A 25872-nucleotide genomic window follows, 5' to 3' on the forward strand; every position below is an offset into this window, starting at 1 on the left:
CACATGGGACGTCACGAGAACCCCGACACCCCGAAGGACAAGCCGTTCGACCCCGAGGAGCAAGGAGGCATGGGCAGCACCGGCGACGAATACAAGAAGGGCATGGGCAAGCACAACGACGACGAGGACAAGGACGGCAAGCGCTAGTGGATGTCACACCCCTGATGGACCGGCTGATCGCCGGGCTCGATCCCGAGGGGGACATCTCGAACGAGGTGAAGCACGCGATGCGCGCCGTGCCCCGCCACCAGTTCGTCCCTCCCATCGGGCTCGTCTCGCAGAAGACGTCCGCGTACCTCATCGACCGGAACGCCGACCCGCACCGCTGGTGGAACACCGTCTACTCCAACGAGCCCATCATCACCCAGCTCAGCGACGGCACCACGCCCGTGACCGAGATGGACGGCGGCTACACGTCCTCGTCGTCGTCACCATGGACGGTCGCGAACCTCCTGACCCTGCTGGACCCCGACCCCGGCAACCACGTCCTCGAGGTCGGCACCGGCACGGGCTGGACCAGCGCCCTGCTCTGCCACCTGGTGGGCCGGCACGGCGAGGTCACCTCCATCGAGGTGGACGCCGCCGTCGCCGAACAGGCCGCCAAGAACCTCGCCGCCGCCGGCGCCCAGCCGGCCCTGCTCATCGGCGACGGCGCGCTGGGCTGCCCCGACCGGGCACCCTACGACCGCGTGCACGTCACCTGCGGGGTACGCTCCGTGCCCCACGCGTGGGTCGAGCAGTGCCGGGCGGGCGCCACGATCGTGCTGCCGTTCTGCCCCAACTTCGGCACCAATCACTCGCTGCGGCTCGTGGTCCGCCCCGACCGGACCGCGGTCGGCCGCTTCCCCGGCTACGCCTCGTACATGATGATGCGCTCGCAGCGCTCCAGCTCCCACGGCAGGACGACCCACCCCGACAAGCACCACCTGACCACGTACGTCGACCCGCGCGTCATCGCCTACGCCCCGCCCGGCGCGCACCTGGCCATCGCGGCACTGACCGGCCTCGAAGCCAACGGCCGCGACCTGTCCGACGAGAACGGCGAGCTCTACCGCCTCTGGCTCTCCGACCCGAGCGACTCCTACTCCTGGCTGGCCCTGGACTGGCGACCCGGCTCCTCGGAGTACGAGCTGTACCAGGTGGGCGACCGGCCCCTCTGGGACGAGGTCCTGAACGCGTATTTCCGCTGGGTGAGCTGGGGCCAGCCCGGCCGCGAACGCTTCGGCATGACCGTCAGCCCCTCCGGCCAGCAAATCTGGCTCGACGACCCCGACCGGGTGGTGGCGTAACACCACCGGCGGCACAAACCAGCCCTCGGCGCCGAGGCTCCGACGCCGAGGGCTTCCCGCTGTCCCCCGGCCGGTGCTCACGCTCTGGTAGAAGATCCGGTATGGAATTCGATGATCCGGTCCGTATGCTCCAGATCTGTACGGAACGGCTCGGTGAGCGGGCCGGGCGGCAGTTCGCGGCGATGGCCCGGCGCGGCTTCCTGCTGACCCCGTCCACGGGCACCGCGCCCGCCACCGGTCGTTGCCGGCTCGGCGGACCCGCGTTGCTGGAACCCGGTGCTTCGTGGCCTGAGCTGGGCGGTTTTCCCCTTTCGCTGCATGCCGTGCTCGACACCGACGCCCTCGTCCCATGGCTCGGGGACGAGTTGCCCACGCGGCCCGGGCTGCTGAACTTCTTCTACCTCGATCCCGATGTGCCGTACGAGGTGTACCGGAAGCTGGACCTGTCCGATCCCGGCGCGTGCCGGGTGATCCCGGCCGATCCGGCGAGGGCGGTCGAGGCGGCCGCGCCCGAGCCGGCCAGGAGCTACCCGGCCACGCCCGTCCACGCGGCGCCGGTGACCATGCTGCCCGACTGCTGGGACGTCGAGACCGGCGACGTCGAGTTCGACGAGGACGAGCACTGGGGCGTGTCGTCGCTCATCCTCACCGAGATGGACGGTCTCGACGGCAACACCGCCGACTGCCACGCCGCGTTCGGCTGGCCCGACACCTCCTACGCCTCTCCGGTGACCCGCCGCGACGCCGACGGGCCCGCCGTCCACCTGCTGCAGCTGGCCTCGGACGGCGAGCTGGGGTGGGGGTGGGGTGATGCCGGGACGATGTACTTCACGATCCCGGTGAAGGCCTTCCAGGCGGGGGATTTCGGGCAGGCTGAGGCGAGCATCCGCTGCTGCTGAGTCCCCCGAATGGAGATCAACTTGTCGCGATTAACCCTTGCCGTCGTCTGGGTGGGTGCCCTGGGGGCCGCCGTCTTCCCGACGTGGCAGCTCTGGCGTTCCGTGGTCAATCCGGGACAGCTGTTCTGGTGCGGTGGTGTGGTCTTCCGCGAGTACGAGCCGTGGCGGCAATTCTTAGAGCCCCTCGCCGAGCCCCTGCGGGCGGACCTGAACCTGCTCGTGCGCGGATCGTCCCTCAGCGCCGTGCCCGCGATCATCGTGCTGGCCGCCTTCGCCCGCCGGCGGTCCGCGACGGCGGGGCGGCGGGCGGCGGCGGGGCTCACGCTGCTCGCGGTGCTTCAGGTGTTGTCCGCCCCGTACTTCGACTTCACGGTCTGCCAGACGGTGCCGATCTTCGGCGGGCAGTGGTTCGGGGAGGTGGTCCGGCACGCGTACGAGGGGGCGCCGTCGCTGGTGGCGGCCTTGTTGGTGCTGGTCGCCACGCAGGTGCTGGGGCCGGGCGAGGAGGTGGCCGCGGTGTCCGGGGCGACGGTGGCCCGCCGTGCGCCGGCCGTTCTCATCGGCTACTGGACGATCGTGCTCGCCGTCAGTGTCGGTGACGACCTGTCGGCCGGCCCCCTGAGGTACGGGCTGTGGGATCGCTTCGGCGAGGGCGTCTGGTTGCCGGTCTTCGTCGTGGCGATGGGCCTCTACCTGTGGCTGCGGCCGCGTCTGCCGGAAAAGGGTTGGACGGGATCGAGTGCGGGCTTGTAGCTTGCCGGTGACCGTGACTCCGCCCGAGGAGGTGAGACCCATGACTGTGTATCGATGGGTGCTCCCCCTTGCCGTCGCGGTCGGGCGATTGACGTAGGTGTCGCCGGGAGCGCCTCCAAGACAAGGCACTTCCGAAAGGCAACACCCATGGTTTCTTCGAAAGCCGACCGCGCGCCTCTCTCGTTCGACGTGATCATCGCCGGCTGCGGGCCGACCGGTGCGATGCTGGCCGCCGAGCTGCGGCTGCACGACGTCCGGGTTCTCGTCCTGGAGAAGGACACCGAGCCCGGGTCGTTCGTGCGGATCGTCGGCCTGCACGTTCGCAGTCTCGAACTGCTCGCGATGCGCGGCCTGCTGGAGCGCGTCGCCGCGCACGGACGGAAGCGGCCGGCCGCTGGGTTGTTCGCCGGTATTCACAAGCCGGCGCCCGCCGGTCTGGATTCCGCCTACGGCTACCTGCTGGGCATTCCGCAGCCGGTCGTGAATCGGCTGCTCGAAGAGCACGCGGTCGCGCTCGGCGCGCAGGTCCGGCACGGGTGTGCGGTGGCCGGTCTCGAGCAGGACGACGAAGGGGTGACCGTCGAGCTGGCCGATGGGGAGCGGCTGCGGTCGCGTTACCTCGTCGGGTGCGACGGCGGGCGCAGCACGGTGCGCAAGCTGCTCGGCGTCGGGTTCCCCGGCGAGCCCGCGCGGGCCGACACGCTGATGGGCGAGATGGAGGTGGGCGTGCCGCCGGAGGAGGTCGCCGCCGCGCTGAGGCGGCTGGGTGACACCCCTCAGCGGTTCTGGCTGCGGCCCTTCGGCGAGAAGGTCTACAGCGTCGTGGTGCCCGCCGCCGAGGTCGGCGACCGGGCGGTGCCGCCCACGCTGGACGACTTCCGGCGGCAGTTGCGGGCCGTCGCCGGCACCGATTTCGGGGTGCACTCGCCGCGCTGGATGTCCCGGTTCGGGGACGCCACGCGGCTGGCCGAGCACTACCGGGTGGGGCGGGTGCTGCTGGCCGGCGACGCGGCGCACATCCATCCGCCGACCGGCGGGCAGGGCCTCAACCTGGGCGTTCAGGACGCGTTCAACCTCGGCTGGAAGCTGGCCGGGCAGATCCGCGGCTGGGCGCCCGGGACGTTGCTGGACACGTACCATGCCGAGCGTCATCCGGTCGCGGCGGACGTGCTGGACAACACCCGCGCCCAGATGGAGCTGTACTCCGCCGAGCCGGGCGCGCGGGCGGTGCGCCGGCTGCTCACCGAGCTGATGGACTTCGACGTCGTGAACCGCCACCTGACGGAGAAGATCACCGCGATCAGTGTCCGGTATGACCTCGGCGAGGGCCACGACCTGCTCGGCCGCCGGCTGCCGGACGTCGAGGTGAAGCAGGGCCGTCTCTACGACCTGCTGCACCAGGGGCGCGGCCTGCTGCTGGACCGTACCGGACGTCTGAGTGCCGGCGGCTGGGCGGATCGGGTCGACCTGCTCGCGGATCCCACCGCCGATCTGGACGTTCCGGGTGTCCTGCTGCGTCCGGATGGATATGTCGCCTGGGTCGGTGACGGCCAGCGGGAGCTGGACGGCCGGCTCCGGCAGTGGTTCGGCGAGCCCACGAGCTGATCCGTCAGGCGGTCGCGCCGCCGTCGATCACGTGGTCGGCGCCCACGACGAAGCTCGACTCCGGTGACGACAGCCACAGCGCGGCGGCCGCGATCTCCTCGGGGGCCGCCACCCGGCCGATGGGCAGCGCGGCGCGCATGCGCTCGTCGCGCTGCTCCCTGGTCTCGCCGGGACGCGCCGACATGGGGCTGTCGATGGGGCCGGGGCTGAGGGCGTTGATGCGGACGCCGTCGGCGATGTGGTCGCGGGCCGCCGCCCGCGTCAGGTGGCTGACGGCGGCCTTCGAGGCGGCGTACGCGCTCGCGCCCGCCAGCCGCCAGTGCGCCCCCAGGTTGGAGGAGACGTTGACGATGACGCCGCCCCCGTGGGCGCGCATGTGGGCGATCTCGTGCTTCATCGACAGGAACACGCCCTTGAGGTTGATCGCGAGGACGTCGTCCCACACGTCCTCGTCGTAGTCGGCCAGCGGCGCGAGCATGCCGAAGACGCCGGCCGTGTTGAGCGCGACGTCGAGCCCGCCGAAGCGGCTGACGGCGGCCTCCACCATGGCGGCGACATCGGAAGACCGGGTCAGGTCGGCGGTGAACGCGCCGGCCCGGCCCCCGTCCGCCTCGATCGCCTTCACGACCTCGGCCAGCCGGTCGGCGTCGCGGCCGGCGACGAGGACCGCCGCGCCCTCTCTCGCGTACGCCAGCGCCGCCGCCCGCCCCACGACCCCGCTCGCGCCCGTGACGAGCGCGACCTTGCCTGCGAACCGTTGAGTCATCTTATTCAAGACCAATCATTCTCAAATTTGGACAGCCGTCATGGCCTGATCGACCGCGTCACGCAACCGGCGCGGGTCCGGGTCGGCCCGGCCGAGCACCCTGAGCCCCTGCAGCAGCACGAGCAGGAACCTGGCCAGCGCGTACGGATCCTTGCCCGCCGGGATCTCCCCCTGGGCGCGCGCCCTGACCAGGGTGCCGGCCAGCGCGGTCTCCAGCTCCGCCCAGCTCGCCGCCACCTTGGCCAGCACGGTCGCGTCGCGCGAGGCGAACTCCACGGCCGTGTTGACCACCATGCAGCCCCGCCGCAGCTCGTCGGCCAGGATCTCGGCCACGTAGGAGTCGAGGAAGGCCCGGATGGCGGGCAGCGCGGGCCCCGGCTGGGACAGCGGCTCGACCACGTTGCGCTGCTCCAGGTAGCGCTCCAGCGCCTTCAGGTACAGCTCGCGCTTGCCGCCGAACGTCGCGTAGATGCTCGCCCGCGCCACCCCGAGCCGGTCGACGAGGTCGGCCATTGAGGTCGCCTCGTAGCCGCGCTCCCAGAACAGCTCCAGCGCCCGCTGCAACGCGACCTCGGGGTCGAACTCCTTGGTTCTTGCCACGTCGTGCACCCTAGCAGTATCGAGAACGATCGGTCCAATTCGGGGGTCAGGAGAAACGCCTGCCCTCGTCCCGCCGGTACGCCCAGCCGGCCGCCGCCGCCATCGCCACCGTCCAGACGGCCAGCATCGCCATCGACACCCCGTTCGCCGGGATCCCCGCGATCGCCCACCACACCAGCTCCGCCGCACCCCTGGTCGGCACGTACGGCGACAGGGCCTGCACGAACTCCGGCATGACCGCCGGCGGCAGCAGCAACCCGCCGAGAATGGCCATCGGGAAGAACAGCAGCTGCGACACCGCCATCGCCGCCTTCGACGCCAGCACGAACCCGACGAACAACCCCATCAGCATGAACGGCAGCACGCCCGCCACCAGCGCACCCAGCCCCGCCAGCAGCCGGACCGGCGTGATCGTCGCCTCCGTGAGCAGCGCCCCCACCACCAGCACCGGCACCACCGAGATCAGCACGGCGGCGAGCGTCGCCAGGATCCGCCCCGCGAACCGCGGCAGCGGGCCCGCGGGCAGCGTGCGCAGGTACGGGTTCCACGGCTGCTCACGATCCTGCGAGACCGCGATGCCGAGCCCCGTCAGCGCCGCGGACACGGCGCCGAACAGCATCAGCGAGCCCGTCGCCGTGGTCGCGCCCACCGGGTCCTGGCCCGCGAACGGCACCACGAACGCCACCATCGAGAGGGCCGGGAAGAACGCACTGGCCAGGATCCCGATCGGCACCCTGATCTGCTCGATCACCAGGTAGCGGGTGTGGGCGAGGACCAGATTAGACATGAGCGGTCTCCTTCGGGGGATTCGTGGTCAGGGCGAGGAACGCCTCTTCCAAGGTGGCCGGCCTGATCTCCAGGCCGGAGAACGGCACCCCGGCACGTACCAGCTCCACCACCAGCCGGTCGGGGTCGGTGACGACCAGGTCGATCCGGCCGTCCACCCGCTCGGCGCTCAGCACGCCCGGCAGGTCGGGCAGGCGGTCGGCGACGAGGGAGACGCGGCGCGTGCCCACCAGGCCGCGCACCGCCCGCATGGTGTCGTCGGCCAGCACCCGGCCCTGGCCGACCACCAGCACCCGCTCGGCCAGCGCCTCGACCTCCTCCAGGTAGTGGCTGGTGAGCAGGACGGTGCCGCCGTCCTCGTGGAAGGCCTTGATGCCGTCCCACAGCGCCCGCCTCGCCTCGACGTCCAGCCCGGTCGTGGGCTCGTCGAGGAACACCAGCTTCGGCCGGCCCGCGAACGCCAGCGCCACCGCCAGCCGCCGCCGCTGCCCGCCCGACAAGCCGCCGACCTGCCGCCTGACCAGCTCTCCCAGGCCGAACCTGGCCAGCAGCTCCCCCGTGCCCAGCCGCTCCGGGTAGTGCGCGGAGACGAAGTCGACGATCTCGCCGACCCGCAACGACTCCGGCAGCCCCGTCTCCTGCGGCGTCACGCCGATGCCGCGCCGCATGACCGGGTCCAGCGGCGAGCCGCCGAACAGCTCCACCGTGCCCGACGTCGGCCGGCGCAACCCGACGAGGAGGTTGATGAGGGTGGACTTGCCCGCGCCGTTCGGGCCGAGCAGCCCGACCAGCTCACCCGCCCTGATGTCGAGCGAGACGCCGTCGAGCGCCCGCACGCCGCCGTAACGGCGGGTCACGTCGATCGCTCTGGCCAGCACCGTCATGTCAGGTCTCCTTCCGAGGCGAGCAGGTGGATCATCGGCGGGGCAGCCCGGTCACCAGCACGGCACCGACGACCAGGTGCATCGCGGTCAGGACCAGCGTCGCGGCCAGGCCGACGGCGTTGCCGAGCGGGCCGAGCAGGGACAGGGCGAGCACGATCAGGGCGACGATCGTCCAGATGCGGGCGGCGCGCGGCGTGAAGCGCTCCAGCACGGCCAGCAGCGCCCAGCCCGCCAGGCCGACCAGCAGGCTCGCCACCACGACCGCCACCGGCCCGACCGGCTGCGGGTCCGTGCCGGCGCCCATCCGCGCGCTCAGGTCCGCTCCCCCCACCGGGACCGCCAGATCCCATCCGGCGAGGGCGGCCACGGACGCGCCGATCACGACGAGCAGCCGCCTGACGCGAGTGCGGGCAGGCCTGGTGCCGGTGGGCGTCGCGCCGGCGGACGTCGTGCCGGCGGACGTCGTGCCGGTGGGCGTCGCGCCGGCGGACGTCGTGCCGGCGGACGTCGTGCCGGCGGGCGTCGTGCCGGCGGGCGTCGTGCCGGCGGGCGTGGGGTTGGCGGGAGTGTTCATGTCGCTCGGCCTTCTGCGTGAGGAGGAGGGGGTGGGCCTGCTGTTCGTCGAGACGTTTCTCATGCGGATCAGCCTCGCCCGTCACCCCGCCCCGCCACATCGGGCGCCCGGCCGCGCCGTCCCCTCCCCCAGCGGGGTACGGCTCCTACTTTCGTAGGTGCCGGCCCCGCCAGCCCCCCGTTTAGCCTGGCCGCATGAGTCAGATACGCCCCTCGCACCCGCTGGCGGTGGCGGCCGTGGGCCTGACGATCGGCGCGCTGAGCACCGTGAGTCTGTGGGATCGGGAGGTCGGGCCGACGTGGTGGCTGGACGTGGCGGTGGCGGCGGTGAGCCTGGTCGCCGCGCTGGCCCAGCTCCGCTGGCCGGTCCACGGGGCGCTGGCCGCCACCGTGCTGGCCACGCTCTCCCCGGCGGCCACGCCGGCGGCGACGACGGGCGCGTTGCAGGTGGCGCAGCGCAGGCGGTTCCCCGTGGCGGCGGCCGTGACGGCCGCGGGCATGGCGGCTCACCTGGTGCAGGGGTTGTGGCGGCCCAATTCGGGCATCTCGTTCGGCTGGTGGTTGCTGCTGATCTGCGCCGCGTACGGTGCGTTGCTGGGCTGGGGCGCGCTGGCCCGTTCGCGGCGGGCCCTGCTCATCTCCCTGCGCGAGCGGGCCGCCAGAGCGGAGGCCGAGCAGGGGCGCCGGGTGGCGGAGGCCCGCATGGCGGAGCGGCACCGGCTGGCCAGGGAGATGCACGACGTGCTGGCCCACCGCCTGTCCCTGGTGGCCACGCACGCGGGGGCGCTGGAGTACCGTCCGGACGCCTCTCCCGACCGGATCGCCAAGGCGGCCGGGGTGGTGCGCACGGGCGTGCACCAGGCGTTGGAGGAGCTGCGGCAGGTGATCGTCCTGCTGCGCGAGCAGGACGACGAGGGTGACGACCTCGAACCGCACCCGGACCTGGCCGACCTGCCCGGCCTGGTCGCGGAGGCGCGGGAGGCGGGCCAGCCGGTACGCCTGCGCGAAGGCATCACCGGCACCACGTCCCTGCCGCCGGCCGTGTCCCGTACCGCCTACCGGGTCGTGCAGGAGGGGCTCACGAACGCCCGCAAGCACGCGCCGGGAGAACCGGTGGAGGTGCTGCTGGAGGGCGCGCCGGGGACACCGCTGCTGATCGACGTGCGCAACCCGCTGCCCCCGCCGGGCACCGCGCCGATCGTGCCCGGCAGCGGCCTCGGCCTGGTGGGGCTGACCGAGCGGGTACGCCTGGCGGGCGGGCGGCTCGACCACCAGGGCACCGGCGCGGAGTTCGTGCTGCGGGCTCGGTTACCATGGCCGCCGTGATCCGTGTCCTCCTGGTCGACGACGACGCCCTGGTCCGGGCCGGGCTGTCCATGATGCTCGACGGAGCGGCGGGCATCACCGTCGTCGCCGAGGCGGCCGACGGCCAGGAGGCGATCACCGCCACCGACGCGCACGCGCCCGACGTCGTCCTGATGGACCTGCGCATGCCGCGCCTCGACGGCATCACGGCCACGCGGAGGCTGCGGGCCCGCGCGCGGCCGCCCGAGGTGATCGTGCTGACCACGTTCGACACCGACGAGAACGTGCTGCACGCGCTGCGCGCGGGCGCCGCCGGGTTCCTGCTCAAGGACACGCCGCCGCCGCGGATCGTGGAGGCGATCACCCGTGTCTCCGCCGGCGACCCGATCCTGTCCCCGCACATCACCCGCCGGTTGATGGAGCGCACGATCGCCCAGGCGGGCGCCTACGAGCGGGCCCGCGCCGCGCTGGCGGCCCTCACGCCGCGCGAGCACGAGGTGGCCCTGGCGATCGCGCAGGGCCGGACGAACGCCGACATCGCCGCCGATCTCGTGATGGGCGTGACGACCGTGAAGGCCCACGTCTCCAGCATCCTGACCAAGCTCGACCTGGACAACCGCACCCAGATCGCACTCCTCGCCCACGACGCGGGCCTCATCTGAGCTCCCAGTGCCTAGCTCGGCGTGTCCGGCTTCCACTCCTCGGCGAGGAGTCCGAGCAGCACCTCGTCCATGAAGCGGCCCAGCACCCACGCCGACGAGCGCAGCACGCCCTCGCGGACGAAGCCGTTGCGCTCGGCGGCCCGCAGCATCGCGTAATTGTCGGACAGCGTCTCGATCTGCAGCCGCCGCAGCCCGCGCAGGACGAACCCGTAGTGGCACAGCGTCGCCACCACGTCGCTGCCGTAGCCCTTGCCGCGGCAGGACGGCAGCAGCCCCAGCCCGATGTGTGCGGACCGGTTGTGGGTGTCGATCCCCCACAGGTTGGCGCTGCCGACCAGGGTCCCGCCGTCGAGCTCCACGACCGAGAACGGGACCTTCGACTGGTCCTTGTCGTCCGGCACGAGCCGCGAGTCGTTCGTGCCGGGCGTGATCGGCCGCCAGGGCCCGCCTTCGGCGCGGGAGGAGTTGACGGGGTCGTCGTAGAGCTCGGTCAGCAGGATCGGAATATCGTCCTCATGGCGGGCCCTGAGCCCGATTTTCTTGCCTTTCAGCACGCATGCTTCCTATCCGAGCGGATCGTCCGGAGACAAGCAGTTATCTCGGGGTGAGGACCCAGCGCCAGGAGCCGTCGGCGTCGCTGTCGCGGTTGGCGGCGAGCTGGATCGTCTTCGAGCCGTCCACGCTGACCAGCACCAGACCGTTGTTGAACTCGTTCTCGCACTTCCCGGCGCAGCCCAGGGCGAGGACGTTGTCGTTGTCGGCCCAGGCGTGCAGTTGCAGGACGCGCTGCCGCCCGACGACCTTCCCCGTCGCGGCTTCGGTGATCTTCGTGGGCATGCCGTCATCCCCCAGCACCAGCTGGCCGTCGGGAGAGGTGGCCGACAGGCCGCTGCCGCGCCGGTAGCGCTCCCCCTTGGGCGCGTCCGTGGGGGAGCCGTCCAGGGTGTAGAAGCGCCTGTCGGGCGAGGAGGAGGTGGGGCCCCAGATCAGCTCGCCGTCCAGGCTCCAGCCGAGGTCCTGGCGGCCGTTGCCGTTGGTGTACTCGGCGTCGCTGTAGATGCCGTCGGGCAGCGGGGGCAGCTCGTGGTAGACCGACTCGCCCGTCCCCGTGTCGATGACGTAGTAGCCGGTGCGCGGGCTGCCCATCTCGGCGCTGTCCTCCTGGAAGACATCGGGGTAGCTGGAGTAGGCGGTGGCGAGGATCCTGGTGCCGTCCGGGGACCACACGACGGATCCCACCGGGTGCTCCAGCTCGTACGTGGCCAGCATCTGCCCCGTGTCGAGGTTGAGCACGCCCACCCGGTTGCCGATCAGGTCCCCTTGGATCACGGCCGCGACCTGCAGCCCCGGCGCGACGTCCACCCACGCGTACGGGGTCTCGCGGTAGCCGTCCGTGCCCGGGTCGTACACGGACCAGGTGCGCCGGACGCGCGTGCGGTCGCCCTCGACCGGCTCCTGCCGGGTCACGTAGTACGCCGACACCGCCATCCGCCCGGCGGCGACGAGCTTGGCGGGCGGGCTGTGCTCGGTGTCCGTGCGGATGTCCGTCGGCGCCGGCGACGGCCGGGGCGGCAGCGTGATGCCGCTGAGCGGGCGGGCGACGGGCGGCACGGGGTCGCGTTGCACGGTGACGAACACGGCGACGGCCGCGATCATGGCCGCCACCAGCACGGCGGCCCCGTAAGGCTTCCAGGCGCGCCTCCGTAGCGCCCGGTCGGCCAGGCCGGGGGGCACCCTGGCCTCGCCCGCCCAGTCCTCCAGCGTGTCGCGCAGCAGCCGGGTCACGTGGTCACCTCCAGGTCGCGGGCCAGCTCCAGGGCCAGCTCGGGGGCCGTCTCGCGCAGCCGCGCCAGCGATCGGTGCGCGGTGCTCCTGACCGTGCCGACGGAGCAGCCCAGCACCTGGGCCACCTCCTGCTCGGGCAGATCCTCGTAGTAACGCAGCACCACCACCGCGCGCTGGCGGGCGGTGAGCCGGGCGAGGGCGGAGCGCAGCACGAGGCGCAGCTCGCTCTGGTGGTGCGCGTCGCGCGCCTCCCGTTCGGGCGGGCCGGCCTGTAAGACCTCGCCCCGCCGCGTGCTCGCCCGCCACCAGCTGACCTGCTGCCGGTACATGATCTGCTTGGCGTACGCCTCGGGCGCCGTCACCCGCCGCCACTTGGCCGCCAGCCTCGCCAGCGCGGTCTGCACCAGGTCCTCGGCCGCGTGCTGGTCACCGCCGGTGAGCAGGTACCCGAGCCGCATGAGGGCGGGAGAACGCGCGTCAACGAACTCGCGGAACCGTTGCTCGTCCGCGGCGTCCACGGTCACCTCCAGGGAATCGACATCACCCTCTCAGACGCCCCGGTGGTGCTCCCGCTATGCCTGGATCGACAAGAGTTCTAGCGCATCAGGTCGGGGCCCTCGTTCTCGTCGGGGACGGTCGGGGTGGGGTTGACGTACTCCAGCGGGGCCGCGCCGGCCTGCTGGGGCACCTCCAGCAGGCCCAGCGTGTCCTGCTCGCCCCTGCGGGTGATCACCTCGTTGATCGCCTCGGTCAGCTCCCGCCGGTCGTAGGGGCCTTCGGGCAGCTCGTTGAGGTGGGTCAGCAGGTCGGCGGAAAGGTTCACGTGCCGCGAGGCCTGGGCGTAGACGTCGCGCATCGCCACCCGTTCGCGGCCGTGGAACACCTCGTCGATGGCCTGTCGCAGCTCGTCGAGCACGGCGTGTCCGCTCATCGGTCCCCCTTGGTCAGTAGGTCGTCCACCTGCTCCGCCACCATGTCCACGGTGACGTCGCGCACCCATGACTCGTCGTGCGGGCAGCGCTCGGCGGCCGGGTCCACGCCGGCGGCGCCGCAGCGCGGGCAGGCGGTGGTCCAGGAGATCAGGGGCCGGTGCGCGGTCCTGCTGAGCGGGCCGGCCTGGATCAGGTTGCCGCACCAGTAGATAGCGACGGTGGGGGTGCCGACGGCGGCGGCCAGGTGGCGGGGGCCGGTGTCGTTGGCGATCACGAGGTCGCAGCGCTCGTACAGGGCGGCGAGCCCGCCGAGGCCGAGCGCGCCCACGACGGGGATCGCGGGCCGGCGCATGGCCTCGACCACGCCCATCACGAGGTCCTGCTCATCGCGCGTGCCGGTCACGACCACGGGGCGGCCCGTCTGATCGGCCACCTCGGCGAAGCGCTCCACCGGCCAGCGCCGTCGCGGGTCGGTCGCGCCCGGGTGCACGGCCACCAGCCCGGCGGGCGGCTGCCCGAGCGCGCGGGCCAGGTCGGCGCGGTCGGCGGCGGTGACCGCCACGCGCGGCTCCAGCCCGCCGTCCACGGCGCCGACCAGCGCCGCCACCTGGAGGAAGCGCAGGGTCTCGTGGTGATAGTCGGTGTACGGCACCCAGCGGTCCAGCCGCTCGGCCCCCGGCGCGCGCAGCCCCGCGGTCACCCTGGCGCCCAGCCGGCGCACGAACGGGTTGGAGAACCGGCCGCCCCCGTGGATCTGCACCGCCAGGTCGAACTCGCGCTGCCGCAACCGCTCGCACAGCTCCTCCGGCGCCCGGTGGCCCGGCTCGCGGGTGGAGACGCCCGAGATCGGCGGCAGCGCCACCACGTCGTCCACGGGGCCGGGGCGGCCGGTGAGGAAGGCGGCGTGCCAGGCGGTGCCGAGCAGGGTCAGGCGGGCGCCGGGGTAGGCGCGTTTGAGCGCCTCCAGGGCCGGCACGGCCATGAGGTAGTCGCCGATGGCGTTGGCCCGCAGCACCGCGATGCGCCGCACGTCCCCGATGAGCGCCCTCGTGTCAGGTCCGGGTGCCTTCATGCTCGGTCCAGCACGTAGTCGTAGCATTCCGCGCCGCGGTCCACGACGGTGGTCGGCAGCTCCAGGTGGTAGGCGCGGCTGGGCAGCAGCCCCGCGCCGCCGTACCGCTCCATGACGCGCAGTTGCGCGACGACGTCCTCGCCGGCGTGCGCGGGCGGCACCGAGCGCCAGAACGCGAACCCGCCGCACTCCTCCAGCCGCTCCCGGTCGTAGAGCACGCAGCCGCCGATCCAGGCCACCTTGTACGCCTGCCACGCCAGCCGCGCCCCCACCCGTTCGGCCAGGTGCAGCGGATTGGCCGCGTTGTGCAGCGTGTGCCGCCCCCAGGCGGGGCTGCCCCTGCGGACCCGCTCGGGCCACACCTCGCGGGCCCATTCCTCGTAAGGCTCCAGCTCGTCGGGCCGCCGGTCGTCGCGGTAGGAGAGCCCGTGCAGCCCGTACCCGACGAACCCGCACCGCAGCTGCGCCATCGCGGCGAGCAGCACGCCCACGGCGTCGGGCTCCAGCCACACGTCGTCGTCGAGATACAGGCACAGCGGCCGGCCCGCCTGCTCCAGCAGGTACTGGCGCTGCTCGGCCAGCCCGCGCGCGGGGACGTGCCGCAGCAGCGCCACCTCGCTCCCGAGGTGCTCCAGGATCCGTACGGCGCTCGCGACCAGCGGGTCACCGGTGACCGGCATCTCCGACTGGTCGGAGACGACGACCCGGAACCCGCGGGCGCTCTGGGCCGCCAGCCCGGCCAGCGTCACGGCGAGCGCGGCCGGCCGGTCCCTGGTCGGGACGAGCACGTCGAGGTCTGAAGGGCGGTGCATAGCGGCCTGGCTACCCGGCCCTCAGCGTCCGTAACTTCCCTTATATAGGGTTTGAGCTGGTCTTTTGCAGGTACACGCTCCTCATGGGCACAGATGAGATCATCAACGCCGTGGTCGTCGGCGACGTCATGCTCGACTCGTGGCTGCACGGCTCGGCCAAGCGCCTCGCGCAGGAGGCGCCGGTGCCCGTGATGAGCCTGGAGGCGACCGAGGACGCCCCCGGCGGCGCCGCCAACACCGCCGCCAACCTGGTGGCGCTCGGGGCCCGTGTCCGGCTCGTCGGCGTGGTGGGCGACGACGAGTGCGGGGAGAAGCTGGACAACGCGCTGCGGCTGCTCGGCGTCGGCACCGACCTGCTGACCGTGCCGGGGCGGCGCACCGCGCACAAGCGCCGGCTGGTCACCAGCGGCCAGCTCACGGCCCGCTACGACGAGGAGGACCTGTCCGTCATCCCCGAGGATGCCGAGCGCGACCTGCTCGCGCGGGTCGAGGAGGCCGTCGCGGGCGCCGACGTGGTGGTGGCCTGCGACTACGGCGGCGGCGTGTGCACCCCGGCCGTGCGGCGGGCGCTGGCGGGGCTGCCGCTTCTGGTCGTGGACGCGCACGCGGTCGCGCCGTGGCGGGAGTGCGCCCCGGCCGCCGTGCTGCCCAACTACGCCGAGGTCGTCCGGCTGCTCGGCGACGACGGCGGCGCCGTGGACCGGCCCGCGTACCTGATGGGCCGCTCCGAGCGGCTGCTGGAGCTGACCGGCGCCGGGATCGTGGTCACCACGCTGGACGGCGAGGGCACGCTGCTGCACCGCCGGGGCCACCCGCCGTACCGGACCTACGCCCAGCCCGCGCCGCAGCACATGGCGACGGGCGCGGGCGACACGTACACGGCCGCGTTCGCGCTCTGGCTGGCGAGCGGCGCCTCGCCGGAGGAGGCGGCGGAGGCCGGGCAGGCGGCGGCCGGCGTCGTCGTGCGCCGCCAGGGCACCGCCGTCTGCACCCGCTACGACCTGGTACGCGCACTGCGCCGCCAGGAGGGCACCGTGCAGACGGCCGAGCGGCTGGCCCAGCTCCTCGACGAGCACCGGCGCAGGGGCGAGCGGGTGGTGTTCACCAACGGCTGCTTCGACGTGCTGCACCGGGGGCACGTGACGTACCTGGAGCAGGCGGGGCAGCTCGGCGACGTGCTGGTGGTCGCGGTCAACAGCGACGCCAGCGTGGCCCGGCTGAAAGGCCCCGGCCGGCCGGTCAACTCGTGCGAGGACCGGATGTCGGTGCTGGCCGCGCTGAACGACGTGGACTACGTCACCGAGTTCGACGAGGACACGCCGGAGCGGCTGATCAGGATGATGCGGCCCGAGCTGTACGTGAAGGGCGGCGACTACACGGCGGAGATGCTGCCCGAGGCGCCGCTGGTGCGCGCGCTCGGCGGCGAGGTGCGGGTGCTCGGCTACCTGCCGGACCGCTCCACGACCGCCATCATCGGACGGATGCGCTCGCTGCCCGAGGAGGTTTAGCCCGCGCGCCGTTCGGTAGGCGGCACTCCATGACTCAGACCCTGCAGAAGCCCGCCCACCTGCGCGAGGACGTTCAGCCCGAACGCGAGCGCAGGCCGATCGTGCGGGCGGCCGCCAGAGGCGTGATCGGCTCCATGGCGATGTCGGGCCTGCGGCAGCTCACCACCGCGCTCGGCATGGTGCCGAGCACGCCACCCGAGTCCGTGCTCAAGCGGACCGCGCCCAAAGCCTTCCACAGCGTGCCGGACGAGCGGCGGCCGGCCGTCGTGGAGGCCGTGCACTGGACGTACGGGGCGGTCGGCGGGGCGTTCTTCGGCCTCCTGCCCAAGGCGGTGCGCCGGCGGCGCTGGGCGGGGCCCGTCTACGGGGTGCTGGCCTGGGCCGCCTTCGAGACGGCGATCGCGCCCGCACTGGGCCTGACGCGCCGGCACGGGCGGGCCGAGCGGGTGGCGCTGCTGGCCGACCACGTGCTGTACGGCATCGTGGTGGGTGCCGCGCCGCGGCCGTCCAAGAAGCGGCACCACGAGGACGCCGAGCAGGCGCCGCCGTCCTGGCTCCAGGAGCGCCCCTGATCGATCAGGACGTGCCCTGAGGCGATCAGGACGTGCTCTGAGCGATCAGGATGTGCTCTTGAGCGATCAGGATGTGCTCTTGAGCGATCAGGATGTGCTCTTGAGCGATCAGGGTGCGAACAGCCGCAGCGGGTTCGGGATCGGCACCCACCGCATGGCCGCGCCGTCGGCGTCCAGCCAGCGCAGCAGCAGGTTGGCCTTGGCCGGGATGTGCGTGGCGGCCAGCAGGTCGCGCAGCTCCGGCGGGTCGCCGTACTCCTTGGCCGCCGCCGCGAACACGGCCCTGGCCCGCGTCCACAGCTCGCCGACCAGGCGGGGATGCCGCTCCGCCACCGCGCCCGCGATCTCGCACAGGTTGTTGGTCAGCAGGCAGTAGACCAGCCGCTCCCACGCCCGTACGCCGCCCAGCACGGGCGCGGTGAGCCCGGGATGGCGCTCGGCGACCAGCTTGACGCCCTCGTGGTCGCGGAACAGCGCCTGCCCCGGCAGTCCGTGCGCGTCCACCGCGACCAGCACGTTCTGCAGGTGACATTCGAGCACGACCCCGTGCCTCAAATACGCGTGCAGCACCGGCGGCACCACATGTTCCAAATACCGCTCCCACCACACGAGCGCCCCGTCCTCGTCCAGGCCGTCGATCGGGTTGCCGGGGAAGCCCTCGCTGATGCCCGCCGCCAGCAGCGCGGTCAGCCCGGGGAGCAGGTGCTCGCCCAGCCCGTCGCGGACGATCACGGCCAGCCCCTCACCCCCGTCGCCGCCCAGCCGGGCGCTGCGCCAGCCCCGGTCGCGCAGCACGGCCGGGCGGGGCAGGTGGCACGGCAGGTCGTCGAAGGCCACGTCCACCAGGGCCGCGACGAGCGAGAGGCGGCGCAGGTCGTGCAGCCACAGGCGGCGGACGTCGTTCGTGATCCGCACGTCGAGGCTGAACTTGCAGAACAGGTCCGCCTCCGGCAGGTACACCGTGCGGATGGACGCGGTGGCCACCGCCGTGGCGGCGCTGACGCCCGCCTGCCGCAGGCCGGTCTCGCCCAGCAGTTCGAGCTGCCAGGGGTGGGCGGGCAGCAGGGCCAGGCCGGCGCCCGGCGCGGGGCCGAGGCGGTCCAGCGCGCTCGCGTCCCCGTCCACCACCAGGTCGTCCGCCGGTACGGCGAGCAGCGGCAGGGCGAAGCTCGCCCGCGCCTCGGGCGAGTACCGCAGCCACTCCCTGGGCCCGCCGCCGCCCCTGGCCTTGGGCGCGGGGTGGTAGCGGTGGCCGGCGACGAGGGCCTGCTCGGAGCGCAGGTACGCGTCGGCGGGCGGCACCGTGGCACGCCTGGCCGCCAGCAGGACGGCCGTGACGTCCCGGCTGTCGAGGATCTCGCCGGGCAGCGCGTCGTTGGCGGCCCCGGTGGCGGCCCGCAGCTCGGCGGCGGTCAGCTCGACGAGCTCCGGCAGCGGGATCGGCCGCCAGCCGTCGGGGGTGCGCAGGGCGGGCTCGGCGGGAAACCGGGCACCACCGACACGCAGCACATGCCCGGTCGCGGGCAGCACAAAAAAGCGAGGCTCGGCGGGCGCGAAGGGGCCGGCGGACGCGAAGGGCTCAGCGGACGCGACGGGGCCGGCAGGAGCCGAGGGGTCGGCGGGCGTGGCGACTTCGCGGAGGAGACAGTTCAGCAGCGCCGTCACCGCAAGGGACTCGGCTTCGAGCCCCGGCCCTGCGGCGGGCAGGAGGCCGTCAGTGAATGCCATGGCGACCCTACTCCTACCCTTTGTCCCCATTGATGCCCACAGAGTAGCTATCAGGCGGGTTTCTGGGAAAGATGAGAGATATGAGGCGTTTAGAGGGCGAGTTCGCCGCCGAACTGGCTCTCGTCCGGCCCGACCTGTCGGACCGCTACACGGCGGCCCTGCCCGGCGCGCGAGCCGCCGTCCTGGGGCGGCTGTGGCGAGGGCTCCTGTACGAACCCCTCCCCCGCCTGACCGCCACCGGCCCGTCCCGCGTGTTGCTGGCCGACGGCCGCGAGCTGACGGGCCCGGAGCGGCGGCCGTACGACCTGCGGGAGGAACCCGAGCTCCGGCTGGCCGGCCGCCCGTACCGCCATCCGGCCGAGCTGCTGGCCGCCCTCGGGCTGCCGGGCTCGGCCCGCCTCGTGGACGACCTCGACCACAGCGTGGCCTCCATGGCGCTGTCGCGCGCCGGCGCCTCCCCGCGGCCCGGCGACACCGTGGAGGATCACGAGCAGAGCGTGGTGGACGGGCACCCGTACCATCCGGGCTGCCGCAACCGGCCCGGCGTGTCGGTGGCCGAGCAGCTGGCGTACATGCCCGAGCACCGCCCCACCGTCGCCCTCGACCTCCTGGCGCTGCCGCTGCGCGAATGCCTGGTCACGGGGCCGTGGCCGGCCTCGCTCGTGGACGGCGACCGGCTGCTGCTGCCCGTGCACCCGTGGCAGACCCGGCACGTCCTGCCCGCCCTGGGCCTGCGTCCCCACGCGACGGGCGTCGTCCGGGCCCGCCCGCTCATGTCCGTACGCACGCTGGCCCCGCTCGACGGCGGCCCGCATCTCAAGACCGCCTTCACCACCCGCATGACCTCGGGGATCAGGGACATCTCGCCCGGCTCGGTCCGCGACTGCGTCCCGCTGTCGGACCTGCTCACCACGCTGGCCGCCAAGTGCGGCGGCACCCTGCGCATCGCCCGCTACCTGGCCGGGGCCGCCGGCCAGGTGGCGGGCCGGCACAGCGCCGACCTGTCCTGCATGCTTCGCGAGCCCACGGCCGAGCCGGGCACGGTGCTGCCGGTCGCCGCCGTCACCCGCTCCATGGTGAGCGACCCGGCCGCCTGGCTGGCCGCGTTCGCCCGCCTGGCCCTGACGGACACGCTGGGGCTGCTGGCGCTCGGCGTGGCGCTGGAGGCGCACGGGCAGAACCTGCTGGTGGCGCTGGGCGCGGACGGCCTGCCGTACCGGCTGGTCTACCGGGATCTGGCCGACGTGCGGATCAGCCCCGCCCGGCTGGCCCGGCACGGGATCGAGGTGCCGCCGGTCAGCCCCAGGCTGCTCAGCGACGATCCGGCGGTGCTGCACGCCAAGCTGTTCGGCTCGCTGGCCGGCACCACGTTCGGCAGCCTGATCGCGCTGTTCGGGCAGGGCGACAGGGACGCCGAGGACCGGCTGTGGGAGGTCGTGGCCGCCGCCGCCAGGCGGGCGTTCGCGGCGCTGCCGGACACCCCCGACGTACGGGCGGCCAGGGGCGCGCTCTTCGGCGCGCGTCTCATGGTCAAGGCCCACCTGGTGGCCCGCCTGGACGGCGCTCCGCCGGGCGACAGCTGGACCGGTCTGCCGAATTATCTCGGCGCGCACAGCCACGCGTGAGCCCAATCTTCTGGCTCTTTGGGCGGTGGAGCGGGAAGATGGGGTTCGAGCCGCAATCTGCCGCGCGCGACCGTCCCCGAAGGCGCGCCGACCCAGAGGGAGGGGGCTCGCCATGATGCAGCTGTCCGTACGCCTGGTGCCCGTCGACGACACCACACTGGTGATCGCGCTGACCGGAGAGCTCGACTCGACGACGAAACCCGTGCTGGCCGCCTTCCTCGACCCGCTGCCGCAGACCACGGTGAAGCACGTGCTGGTGGCCGCGGGCGATCTGTGGTTCTGCGACCTCAACGGCCTCGACCTGCTCGCGCGCACCCATCGCGCGCTGCAGGAGAAGGGCGGTCACCTGGCCCTGGCGGAGGTGCAGCCGCCGCTGCGCCGCCTCATCGCGCTGATGACCGAGCAGTCGGCGGCGACGATCCCGGTGTTCGCCACGATGGCCGAGGCGCTGGCGGCGGCGGGCGTGGAGGCGTACCAACCGGCCGAGCCGGCGCTGCGGCGCCGCCACCTGCCCCGGCTGCGCACCGTGCCGCGCGCTCCGTCCCCCGTGCGGGCGCAGGCCAGGTCGCGGCGCGAGCCGGCGCCCGCCCAGGCCGCCCAGGCCGCCCAGGCCGCCCGCCCGAGCGCGGCCGAGATCGAGCTCGACGTGAGCAGCCTGCCGTCGGTCATCTTCGAGGCGCGCTCGCTGCGCGACCAGGCGCTGCACCAGCAGCAGGCGCTGAACAACCGGCTCACCGCCGCGGCCCAGGCCCGCGCCCGGCTCCTGACGACCCGGCGGCGCTGCGACGACAGCCTGATGGCCATGCGCAGCAGCCTGTCGGAAGCCCGCTCGATCCTGACGCTGGCCGAGGCGAGCCAGGAGCGGCCCCATCTGTCCTGAGCGCGCATGAGGCCTCTCATCCGGGATAGAGGGGGGACATGGAGGCTCCAGGACGTGACGTGGTCGTGGTCGCCGCATCGGCGGGCGGCGTTGAGTCACTGCGGGTCCTGCTGAGCGAGCTGCCGGCGGACCTGCCGGCGGCGGTGCTGGTGGTGCTGCACGTGCCGCCGCAGGGCAGCAGCAGGCTGGCCGGCATCCTCGACCGGGCCGGGCCGCTCAAGGCGGCCCCCGCCGAGGACCAGGAGATCATCCGTCCTGGCCGCGTGTACGTCGCCCGCCCCGACTTCCACCTGCTCATGAGCGACGGCATGATCCGGCTGACGCGCGGCCCGCAGCACAACGGGCACCGCCCGGCGGCCGATCCGCTGTTCGTGAGCGCGGCTCTCGACGCGGGAGCGCGCGTGGCGGCCGTGGTGCTGAGCGGCACCCTGGACGACGGGGCGAGAGGGTGCGAGGCGATCTACAAGCACGGGGGTGCGGTCGCCGTACAGGATCTTGCGGAGTGCGCGTTTCCCGGCATGCCGCGAGCCGCCATGACGGCGGTGCCGGCCGCGCGGGCCCTGCCCGTGCGCGAGCTGGCCGGGTGGGTCCTGGAGCAGAGCCGTACCCCTGTGAGTACGGAGGTCCAGGTGTACGACAACGAGATGGAGCGCGAGATCGAGCAGTTCCTGCGCGAGGCGCCGTCCCTGGGCGAGCCGGAAGGGGAACTGATCGCGTTCAGCTGCCCGGAGTGCAACGGCCCCATCTACGAGCAGAAGAGCGCCACATCCTCCCGGTACGTGTGCCGCGTCGGCCACGCCTGGTCGCGCGACAGCATGATCAACGCGCAGTCCGACGCCGTCGAGCGCGCCCTGTGGGTGGCCATCCAGCGGCTGGAGGAGCGGCTGCGGGTGCTGGAGCGCATGCGCCGCTCCGCCGAGGAGCGGGGCCAGGAGCTGTCGCTGCGTTACTTCCACGAGGAGGAGGAACGCACCAGCGAGGCACTGAACACCATTCGCATGCTGCAATCGCGCATCGGTCGCAATGGTGACACGCTGCTGGCGGACTGAGCAGGGTCGATCGGCGTAGGCTTCCGTTGTGACGACAGAGGAAGAGCGTGAGTTCGACGACCTCCTCCTTCTCCTCAAGGAGACGCGCGGTTTCGACTTCACGGGCTACAAGCGCAACACCTTGATCCGGCGGATCGCCCGCCGGCTCGAGGCGCTCAAGCTGCACGACTACGGCGAATACCGCGATCTACTGGAGTTGGAGCCTGAGGAGTTCACCCGACTCTTCGACAGTCTCTTGATCAATGTCACCAGTTTCTTCAGAGACGCGGCCGCGTGGCAGCGGCTGCGCGAGCTCGTCATCCCCGCCCTGCTCGACCAGAAGCCGGCGGGCCAGCCCATCCGCATCTGGAGCGCCGGGTGCGCCACCGGCGAGGAGGCCTACACCATCGCCATGGTGCTGGCCGAAGAGCTCGGCATGGACGGGTTCCGCGACCGGGTGAAGATCTACGGCACCGACCTCGACGAGAAGGCGCTGCACGTCGCCCGCACGGGCGTCTACAACGACCGGGCGCTCGCCGACGTGCCGATCGACCTGCGCGAGGCCTACTTCGAGCGGGTCGAGAACGGCTACACCTTCCGCCGCGACCTGCGCCGCCAGCTCATCTTCGGCCGCAACGACCTCACCCACGACGCGCCCATCTCCCGCGTCGACCTGCTGCTGGCCCGCAACACGCTGATGTACTTCAACACGGAGATGCAGCTCAACATCATCCGGCGCTTCCACTTCGCGCTGTCCGACCCCGGGTTCCTGTTCCTGGGCAAGGCGGAGATGCTGCTCAACCACAGCGACAAGTTCGAGCCCGTCGACCTGCGCATGCGCCTGTTCAGGAAGATCAGGCCGGCCAACCACGGAAACCGCGCCCCGTGGTCGGTCACCGGCGCCGCCACCGACCTGGCCTCGCGGCTGCCGACGCTGGCGTCCGTGGCGCTGGCGTCCGGCCCGGTGGCGCAGCTCGTCGTCGACGTCTCGGGCAACCTGGCGCTGGCCAACTCCAAGGCCGAGGCGCTGTTCAACCTCAACCCGCGCGACGTCGGCCGCCCCTTCCAGGACCTTGAGGTCTCCTACCGCCCCGTGGAGCTGCGCTCGGTCATCGAGCAGGCCCGCCACGACCTGCGCCCGGTGGAGCTGCAGGACGTCGTCTGGCACCGCGTCGGGTCGCCGGAGCCCAGCGTCTTCGACGTCTCGGTCGTCCCCCTGCTGGCCTCGGGCAATCTGGTCGGGATGGGTATCCACTTCTACGATGTCACGCGCTACCGCAAGCTGCGCGACGAGCTGGAGCAGGCCAACCGGCAGCTCGAGCAGGCCTACGAGGAGCTGCAGTCGCTCAACGAGGAGCTGGAGACCACCAACGAGGAGCTCCAGTCCACGAACGAGGAGCTGGAAACCACCAACGAAGAGCTCCAGTCCACCAACGAAGAGCTGGAGACGATGAACGAGGAGCTCCAGTCCACCAACGACGAGCTCCAGCACATCAACGACGCCCTGACCGCCCGCACCATCGAGCTCGACGAGGTCAACCGGTTCGTCTCCTCGGTGGTGCGCAGCCTCGGCGACGCCGTGGTGGTGCTCGACGACGACCTGCGCGTGGTGGTCTGGAGCCCGGGCGCCGAGGAGCTGTGGGGGGTGCGCTCCGACGAGGCCGTGGGCGAGCCGCTGGCCGGGCTCGACATCGGCCTGCCCCTCGACCTGCTCCTGCCGCGCCTGCGCGCCGCGCTCGCCAACGGCACCAACCCGCTGGTGGAGGTGGAGGGGCTGGTGCTCGACGCGGTCAACCGCCGGGGCCGCCCCGCGCCGCTCACCGTGCAGCTCTCACACCTGCGCACGGAGGACGACACCGTTCATGGCCTCATCATGGTGATGAACGTGGTCAACTCCGACGGCTAGGAGATGCGCATGCGTGTGAAACCCCGTCGTTCCTTATTCCTGAGGCTGCTCCTCGTGCCGGCCCTCGCGGTCGCCGCGTGGGCGCCCGCCGCCGCCGCCGTGGCACAGGACAACGTGATCGTCCTGCCCGGCGCCACCTCCGCCGAGGGCATCGCCGCCGGGCCGGGCGGCACCTTCTACGCCGGCGACCTGTTCGGCGGCGACATCTTCCGCGGCGACGCCCGGCGCGGCACCGCCGAGCGCTTCATCGACGCGCCCGACGGGCGCATGGCGGTGGGCATGGTCGCCGATCACCGCCACGGCCTGCTGTTCGTCGCGGGCGGCTTCACCGGCCAGGCGTACGTCTACGACCTGCGTTCCGGAGTGGAGGTGGCCACGTACCAGCTCGCCGCGCCCGATGCGGGGCTCATCAACGACGCGGCCCTGGGCCGCGACGGCGTGTGGTTCACCAACTCCGGGCGGGCCGAGCTGTACTTCGTGCCGATCGGCCACAAGGGCCGGCTCGGCCCCGCCCGCACGCTCACGGTCACCGGCCCGGCCGCCGACACCAGCGGCGAGGTCAACCTCAACGGCATCCAGGTCGCCGGCCGCACCCCCATCGTCGCCCACACCGGCCTCGGCCGGCTCTACACGGTCGATCCCGCCACCGGCGCCAGCACGCCCATCGCCGGGGTGGACGTGCCGAGCCCCGACGGCCTCGTCCTGTCCGGCGACCGCCTTTGGGTGGTGAACTCGACCAGCCAGGTCTCCCGCTTCCGCCTGAGCCACGACCTGTCCGGCGGCGTGCTGGAGAAGACGATCACCAGCCCGCTCTTCGACTTCCCCACCACGGCCGCGCTCATCGACCGTCACCGGCTCGCGGTGGTCAACGGCCACCTCGGCACGATCCCGCCGACGTCGCCGACGTACGAGGTCATCGTCGTCGAGCCCTAGCGGCGTGACGTGGCCCAGGACGGCACCCAGGCCGTCCTGGGCGCGCCCGCCAGGCTCCGGAAGTAGTCAATGATCGGCCGGAGCCGGGGGTGCGGGTTCGCCCGTGGCATGAGGAGCGCGTGCGGGTAGGCGAGCACGGGGTCCACGATCGGGATGCGGCGCAGGTCGTGGCCGGCCGGCCAGGCGAGCCGGTCGCGGGCGCCGACGAGCGTGGCCACGTCACCCGACTCCGCGAGCGTGTCGAGCAAGGGCTCGATCCCGAAGTTGGGGCCCTCCCCGTCGATGCGCAGGCCGAAGGCGGTGGCGAGCTGGTCGTAGAAGTCGGCCCACTCGCTGCGCGGCGCGAGGCCCGCGATCCGGATCCGGTGCGGGCGCAGCTGCTCCGGCGTCACCGTACGGGCGGCGGCGAGCGGATGCCCCGGCCCCACGAGCAGCTCCAAGGGGACGTCGAGCACCCGGGCCATCTCGACGTCGCGGGGCAGCGCGGCCGGGTCGGTGACGGCCCGGAAGGAGGCGTCGACCTCGCCCGCCCGGACGGCCGCGACCGCCGTCCCGGGGTCACCCGCCTTCAACGCGACCACGTCGAGCTGGATCCCGGGGTTCGAGCGCCAGTAGTCGTGCAGGACGACGGCCTGCGCGCTGCGGAAGCCCAGCACGTCGATCCGCAGCAGCCGCGCGTCGGGCCGGACCGCGCCCATGGCGTGCTCGACGCCCGCGACGATGCCCCGCGCGTGCGGGAGGAACGCCTGGCCGCCGGGCGTCAACTCGACCCCCCGGGCGGTGCGGGTGAACAGGCGCACCTCCAGCTCGCGCTCCAGGGCGGCGATCCGCTTCGAGACCGCCTGCTGGGTCACGCCCAGCTCGTCGGCCGCGTACTGGAACTGGCCGAGCTCCGCCGCCCGGACGAACGATCGCACCGCTTCCGTGTCCACCGCCGCAGCTTACGCGCGCCCAGCCGCCCGGCGGCTC

Annotated in this window: 28 protein-coding genes; 15 read left to right on the plus strand and 13 right to left on the minus strand. The window is 72.8% G+C overall.

The window, feature by feature from the left end:
- Nucleotides 1-3: 3 nt before the first annotated feature.
- The 5 genes from KIS93_RS30185 (at nucleotide 4) to rox (ending at nucleotide 4546) form a co-directional block, all read left to right on the plus strand.
- The gene (locus KIS93_RS30185; protein ID WP_186404512.1) at nucleotides 4-147 is read left to right on the plus strand and encodes a hypothetical protein; all 144 of its coding nucleotides are present in this window, start codon (nucleotides 4-6) and stop codon (nucleotides 145-147) included.
- Nucleotides 147-1289, plus strand: a complete 1143-nt coding sequence (locus tag KIS93_RS30190; protein ID WP_186404513.1) for a methyltransferase domain-containing protein — start codon at nucleotides 147-149, stop codon at nucleotides 1287-1289. The genes KIS93_RS30185 and KIS93_RS30190 overlap by 1 nt, the downstream gene beginning before the upstream one ends.
- 101 nt (nucleotides 1290-1390) lie before the next feature.
- A complete protein-coding gene (locus KIS93_RS30195; RefSeq protein ID WP_080044451.1) occupies nucleotides 1391-2188 on the plus strand; it encodes a DUF1963 domain-containing protein in 798 nt (265 codons plus the stop codon).
- Nucleotides 2189-2209: 21 nt separating this feature from the next.
- The gene (locus KIS93_RS30200) at nucleotides 2210-2941 is read left to right on the plus strand and encodes a hypothetical protein (protein ID WP_155128898.1); all 732 of its coding nucleotides are present in this window, start codon (nucleotides 2210-2212) and stop codon (nucleotides 2939-2941) included.
- A gap of 147 nt (nucleotides 2942-3088) precedes the next feature.
- Entirely contained in the window at nucleotides 3089-4546 is a 1458-nt protein-coding gene (rox, locus tag KIS93_RS30205; RefSeq protein ID WP_080044449.1) for a rifampin monooxygenase, read from the plus strand.
- Between the two features lie 4 nt (nucleotides 4547-4550).
- On the opposite strand, the gene KIS93_RS30210 is transcribed toward rox, so the two are convergent.
- Genes KIS93_RS30210 through KIS93_RS30230 form a run of 5 tightly spaced genes read right to left on the minus strand, consistent with a single transcriptional unit; the run spans nucleotide 4551 to nucleotide 8156 of the window.
- Nucleotides 4551-5312: an SDR family NAD(P)-dependent oxidoreductase gene (locus KIS93_RS30210; protein ID WP_080044448.1), complete on the minus strand. Its 762-nt coding sequence runs from the start codon at nucleotides 5310-5312 to the stop codon at nucleotides 4551-4553.
- A gap of 21 nt (nucleotides 5313-5333) precedes the next feature.
- Nucleotides 5334-5912, minus strand: a complete 579-nt coding sequence (locus tag KIS93_RS30215) for a TetR/AcrR family transcriptional regulator (protein WP_080047420.1) — start codon at nucleotides 5910-5912, stop codon at nucleotides 5334-5336.
- Between the two features lie 46 nt (nucleotides 5913-5958).
- A complete protein-coding gene (locus KIS93_RS30220) occupies nucleotides 5959-6699 on the minus strand; it encodes an ABC transporter permease (RefSeq protein ID WP_080044447.1) in 741 nt (246 codons plus the stop codon).
- Nucleotides 6692-7582: an ABC transporter ATP-binding protein gene (locus KIS93_RS30225; RefSeq protein ID WP_080044446.1), complete on the minus strand. Its 891-nt coding sequence runs from the start codon at nucleotides 7580-7582 to the stop codon at nucleotides 6692-6694. Before KIS93_RS30225 ends, KIS93_RS30220 begins: the two co-directional genes overlap by 8 nt.
- A 31-nt stretch (nucleotides 7583-7613) precedes the next feature.
- Entirely contained in the window at nucleotides 7614-8156 is a 543-nt protein-coding gene (locus KIS93_RS30230) for a DUF6069 family protein (RefSeq protein WP_222107663.1), read from the minus strand.
- Here KIS93_RS30230 and KIS93_RS30235 point away from each other — a divergent pair.
- From KIS93_RS30235 to KIS93_RS30245, 3 genes are read left to right on the plus strand one after another with little or no spacing between them, the layout of a single operon-like run.
- A complete protein-coding gene (locus KIS93_RS30235; protein WP_155128896.1) occupies nucleotides 8155-8313 on the plus strand; it encodes a hypothetical protein in 159 nt (52 codons plus the stop codon). The genes KIS93_RS30230 and KIS93_RS30235 overlap by 2 nt on opposite strands.
- Nucleotides 8314-8350: 37 nt before the next feature.
- On the plus strand, nucleotides 8351-9481 hold the full coding sequence (locus KIS93_RS30240; protein ID WP_080044445.1) for a sensor histidine kinase: 1131 nt from the start codon (nucleotides 8351-8353) through the stop codon (nucleotides 9479-9481).
- Nucleotides 9469-10122: a response regulator gene (locus KIS93_RS30245; RefSeq protein ID WP_080044444.1), complete on the plus strand. Its 654-nt coding sequence runs from the start codon at nucleotides 9469-9471 to the stop codon at nucleotides 10120-10122. Before KIS93_RS30240 ends, KIS93_RS30245 begins: the two co-directional genes overlap by 13 nt.
- A gap of 11 nt (nucleotides 10123-10133) precedes the next feature.
- On the opposite strand, the gene KIS93_RS30250 is transcribed toward KIS93_RS30245, so the two are convergent.
- From KIS93_RS30250 to KIS93_RS30275, 6 genes are all read right to left on the minus strand, one after another.
- A complete protein-coding gene (locus KIS93_RS30250) occupies nucleotides 10134-10676 on the minus strand; it encodes a GNAT family N-acetyltransferase (protein WP_080044443.1) in 543 nt (180 codons plus the stop codon).
- Nucleotides 10677-10716: 40 nt separating this feature from the next.
- Nucleotides 10717-11907, minus strand: a complete 1191-nt coding sequence (locus KIS93_RS30255) for a WD40 repeat domain-containing protein (RefSeq protein ID WP_080044442.1) — start codon at nucleotides 11905-11907, stop codon at nucleotides 10717-10719.
- Complete coding sequence (locus KIS93_RS30260) at nucleotides 11904-12425, minus strand: SigE family RNA polymerase sigma factor (RefSeq protein WP_080047418.1); 522 nt, start codon at nucleotides 12423-12425, stop codon at nucleotides 11904-11906. The genes KIS93_RS30255 and KIS93_RS30260 overlap by 4 nt, the downstream gene beginning before the upstream one ends.
- 77 nt (nucleotides 12426-12502) lie before the next feature.
- Entirely contained in the window at nucleotides 12503-12838 is a 336-nt protein-coding gene (locus tag KIS93_RS30265) for a hypothetical protein (protein WP_155128894.1), read from the minus strand.
- On the minus strand, nucleotides 12835-13911 hold the full coding sequence (locus KIS93_RS30270; protein WP_080044440.1) for a glycosyltransferase family 9 protein: 1077 nt from the start codon (nucleotides 13909-13911) through the stop codon (nucleotides 12835-12837). The genes KIS93_RS30265 and KIS93_RS30270 overlap by 4 nt, the downstream gene beginning before the upstream one ends.
- A complete protein-coding gene (locus tag KIS93_RS30275) occupies nucleotides 13908-14723 on the minus strand; it encodes a glycosyltransferase family 2 protein (protein ID WP_080044439.1) in 816 nt (271 codons plus the stop codon). The genes KIS93_RS30270 and KIS93_RS30275 overlap by 4 nt, the downstream gene beginning before the upstream one ends.
- Nucleotides 14724-14806: 83 nt before the next feature.
- Between KIS93_RS30275 and rfaE2 the strand changes: the two genes are divergently transcribed.
- Together rfaE2 and KIS93_RS30285 are read left to right on the plus strand one after the other, a co-directional pair.
- A complete protein-coding gene (rfaE2, locus tag KIS93_RS30280) occupies nucleotides 14807-16231 on the plus strand; it encodes a D-glycero-beta-D-manno-heptose 1-phosphate adenylyltransferase (RefSeq protein ID WP_080044438.1) in 1425 nt (474 codons plus the stop codon).
- Nucleotides 16232-16260: 29 nt separating this feature from the next.
- On the plus strand, nucleotides 16261-16803 hold the full coding sequence (locus KIS93_RS30285; RefSeq protein ID WP_186404514.1) for a DUF6789 family protein: 543 nt from the start codon (nucleotides 16261-16263) through the stop codon (nucleotides 16801-16803).
- A gap of 108 nt (nucleotides 16804-16911) precedes the next feature.
- Here KIS93_RS30285 and KIS93_RS30290 read toward each other — a convergent pair whose 3' ends face one another.
- A complete protein-coding gene (locus KIS93_RS30290; protein ID WP_186404515.1) occupies nucleotides 16912-18531 on the minus strand; it encodes an IucA/IucC family protein in 1620 nt (539 codons plus the stop codon).
- 80 nt (nucleotides 18532-18611) lie between these two features.
- Between KIS93_RS30290 and KIS93_RS30295 the strand changes: the two genes are divergently transcribed.
- From KIS93_RS30295 to KIS93_RS30315, 5 genes are all read left to right on the plus strand, one after another.
- Complete coding sequence (locus tag KIS93_RS30295) at nucleotides 18612-20156, plus strand: IucA/IucC family protein (RefSeq protein WP_080044436.1); 1545 nt, start codon at nucleotides 18612-18614, stop codon at nucleotides 20154-20156.
- 112 nt (nucleotides 20157-20268) lie between these two features.
- On the plus strand, nucleotides 20269-21036 hold the full coding sequence (locus KIS93_RS30300; RefSeq protein ID WP_080044435.1) for an STAS domain-containing protein: 768 nt from the start codon (nucleotides 20269-20271) through the stop codon (nucleotides 21034-21036).
- 38 nt (nucleotides 21037-21074) lie between these two features.
- Entirely contained in the window at nucleotides 21075-22085 is a 1011-nt protein-coding gene (locus KIS93_RS30305; RefSeq protein WP_080044434.1) for a chemotaxis protein CheB, read from the plus strand.
- 28 nt (nucleotides 22086-22113) lie between these two features.
- On the plus strand, nucleotides 22114-23970 hold the full coding sequence (locus KIS93_RS30310) for a CheR family methyltransferase (RefSeq protein ID WP_080044433.1): 1857 nt from the start codon (nucleotides 22114-22116) through the stop codon (nucleotides 23968-23970).
- Between the two features lie 9 nt (nucleotides 23971-23979).
- The gene (locus tag KIS93_RS30315) at nucleotides 23980-24903 is read left to right on the plus strand and encodes an SMP-30/gluconolactonase/LRE family protein (protein WP_222107664.1); all 924 of its coding nucleotides are present in this window, start codon (nucleotides 23980-23982) and stop codon (nucleotides 24901-24903) included.
- On the opposite strand, the gene KIS93_RS30320 is transcribed toward KIS93_RS30315, so the two are convergent.
- Nucleotides 24900-25835, minus strand: coding sequence for a LysR family transcriptional regulator (locus KIS93_RS30320; RefSeq protein WP_080044431.1), 936 nt, complete (start codon nucleotides 25833-25835; stop codon nucleotides 24900-24902). The genes KIS93_RS30315 and KIS93_RS30320 overlap by 4 nt on opposite strands.
- Nucleotides 25836-25872 lie beyond the last annotated feature (37 nt).

Origin of the sequence: [Actinomadura] parvosata subsp. kistnae (genome assembly GCF_900323885.1) — a bacterium.
GTDB classification, from domain to species: Bacteria; Actinomycetota; Actinomycetes; order Streptosporangiales; family Streptosporangiaceae; genus Nonomuraea; species Nonomuraea composti.

Coding starts and splice junctions, on each gene's coding strand:
- KIS93_RS30225 (WP_080044446.1), bottom strand. CDS start 7,582: ATGACGGTGCTGGCCAGAGCGATCGACGTGACCCGCCGTTACGGCGGC.
- KIS93_RS30235 (WP_155128896.1), top strand. CDS start 8,155: ATGTCGCTCGGCCTTCTGCGTGAGGAGGAGGGGGTGGGCCTGCTGTTC.
- rox (WP_080044449.1), top strand. CDS start 3,089: ATGGTTTCTTCGAAAGCCGACCGCGCGCCTCTCTCGTTCGACGTGATC.
- KIS93_RS30210 (WP_080044448.1), bottom strand. CDS start 5,312: ATGACTCAACGGTTCGCAGGCAAGGTCGCGCTCGTCACGGGCGCGAGC.
- KIS93_RS30185 (WP_186404512.1), top strand. CDS start 4: ATGGGACGTCACGAGAACCCCGACACCCCGAAGGACAAGCCGTTCGAC.
- KIS93_RS30220 (WP_080044447.1), bottom strand. CDS start 6,699: ATGTCTAATCTGGTCCTCGCCCACACCCGCTACCTGGTGATCGAGCAG.
- KIS93_RS30290 (WP_186404515.1), bottom strand. CDS start 18,531: ATGGCATTCACTGACGGCCTCCTGCCCGCCGCAGGGCCGGGGCTCGAA.
- KIS93_RS30275 (WP_080044439.1), bottom strand. CDS start 14,723: ATGCACCGCCCTTCAGACCTCGACGTGCTCGTCCCGACCAGGGACCGG.
- KIS93_RS30230 (WP_222107663.1), bottom strand. CDS start 8,156: ATGAACACTCCCGCCAACCCCACGCCCGCCGGCACGACGCCCGCCGGC.
- KIS93_RS30240 (WP_080044445.1), top strand. CDS start 8,351: ATGAGTCAGATACGCCCCTCGCACCCGCTGGCGGTGGCGGCCGTGGGC.
- KIS93_RS30195 (WP_080044451.1), top strand. CDS start 1,391: ATGGAATTCGATGATCCGGTCCGTATGCTCCAGATCTGTACGGAACGG.
- KIS93_RS30315 (WP_222107664.1), top strand. CDS start 23,980: ATGCGTGTGAAACCCCGTCGTTCCTTATTCCTGAGGCTGCTCCTCGTG.
- KIS93_RS30300 (WP_080044435.1), top strand. CDS start 20,269: ATGATGCAGCTGTCCGTACGCCTGGTGCCCGTCGACGACACCACACTG.
- KIS93_RS30305 (WP_080044434.1), top strand. CDS start 21,075: ATGGAGGCTCCAGGACGTGACGTGGTCGTGGTCGCCGCATCGGCGGGC.
- KIS93_RS30295 (WP_080044436.1), top strand. CDS start 18,612: ATGAGGCGTTTAGAGGGCGAGTTCGCCGCCGAACTGGCTCTCGTCCGG.
- KIS93_RS30265 (WP_155128894.1), bottom strand. CDS start 12,838: ATGAGCGGACACGCCGTGCTCGACGAGCTGCGACAGGCCATCGACGAG.
- KIS93_RS30245 (WP_080044444.1), top strand. CDS start 9,469: ATGGCCGCCGTGATCCGTGTCCTCCTGGTCGACGACGACGCCCTGGTC.
- KIS93_RS30270 (WP_080044440.1), bottom strand. CDS start 13,911: ATGAAGGCACCCGGACCTGACACGAGGGCGCTCATCGGGGACGTGCGG.
- rfaE2 (WP_080044438.1), top strand. CDS start 14,807: ATGGGCACAGATGAGATCATCAACGCCGTGGTCGTCGGCGACGTCATG.
- KIS93_RS30285 (WP_186404514.1), top strand. CDS start 16,261: ATGACTCAGACCCTGCAGAAGCCCGCCCACCTGCGCGAGGACGTTCAG.